We start from the raw sequence: 356 nt of genomic DNA, 5'->3' as shown, positions 1-356 counted from the left end.
GACCTGCGCCCAGAGGGGCCGTAATACGAATGACGCCACGCGGGGTTTCCGAGAAGGTCGCGATGGTTGCTTCGGCATCGTCGATTGACGCGAGCACCTTCATGGCCTCCTTGTAAAACACGGTTCCAACCCCCGTTGGGGTCAGGGAACGCGTGGTGCGATTGAACAGACGCACCCCGAGATGTTTTTCCAATTCCTTGATTCGCTTGCTTGCGACGGCGGGCGTGAGACGCAAATCCCGCCCACCAGACGTAATACTTCCCAGCTCTATAACGCGGGCAAAAACGCGCAGGCTTTCAACGTAGGACATCGGGCCTCCTAACCCTCTGACCGCAAAGGAATACGCGGTCGAGTGA

The 356-nt window shown here is 58.1% G+C and carries 1 protein-coding gene; it reads right to left on the bottom strand.

All coding sequences use genetic code 11. The annotated features are described in order from the left end of the window. A partial coding sequence (locus AB9F27_RS22125; protein WP_369758235.1) for a LysR family transcriptional regulator occupies positions 1 to 310 on the bottom strand: 310 nt, incomplete at its 3' end. Positions 311 to 356 lie beyond the last annotated feature (46 nt).

Source organism: Falsihalocynthiibacter sp. CO-5D18 (assembly GCF_041205445.1).
Taxonomy (GTDB): Bacteria; Pseudomonadota; Alphaproteobacteria; order Rhodobacterales; family Rhodobacteraceae; genus Falsihalocynthiibacter; species Falsihalocynthiibacter arcticus.
The sequence above is the reverse complement of the archived record's forward strand: the minus strand, read 5'-3'. Positions and strand labels throughout refer to the sequence as shown.